Consider the following 554-nt stretch of genomic DNA (forward strand, 5'->3'; position numbering starts at 1 on the left):
GGGTTTGCGCTGGGTGTCGGCCTGGATGTTGCGCGGCTCAGGGGCCGCTTGTCTCGGTGGGGCTTCCGGTTCGATGCGGAATGCCGCCGGCTTGCGGGGCGCGGTCATGCCAGATGATCTCCGATCAGGAACTGCAAGGCACGGTCGAGCCTGATATGCGGCAGCGACAGCGTGACGCCTTCGGCCGTGCGTTCGAGCTTTGGGGGACGGAAACGGACGAAGCGGATTGCAGGGTCCGCGGAGTCCTGCCTGTGATCGGCTCCCGAAACATCGAAAACCGCATCAATATTCTCCGGTAAGTCACCGGGAAATATGGCTGTTTCAGTTTTTCCATCGAAGGTTTCGCCGTTGATCTTCTCACCGGCTATCGGCGTGCCGATGATGACGGGAAGCGTCTCCCGGCCTTGCCTGACGGTGCCTTCGCGCGTCGCGCGCACCGCCGCCATGGCGACCACATCGACATCGGCGCCGGTGAAATTCGCCCGTGCCACGGCGCGGTCGGCAAGCCGCCGCACGATCGCCTGCAGCCGGTCATGGCTTTCGTGATGCAGATG

Annotated in this window: 1 protein-coding gene; it reads right to left on the minus strand. The window is 63.7% G+C overall.

Annotation, left to right across the window (positions count from 1 at the left end; genetic code table 11):
- Window positions 1–104 precede the first annotated feature (104 nt).
- Window positions 105–554: YcjX family protein (locus tag ENZ74_RS33815; RefSeq protein ID WP_164761507.1), on the minus strand; the 450-nt coding region annotated here is incomplete at its 5' end.

The sequence above is a fragment of the Mesorhizobium sp. M7A.F.Ca.CA.002.15.2.1 genome, from assembly GCF_003998715.1.
GTDB classification, from domain to species: domain Bacteria; phylum Pseudomonadota; class Alphaproteobacteria; order Rhizobiales; family Rhizobiaceae; genus Mesorhizobium; species Mesorhizobium ciceri.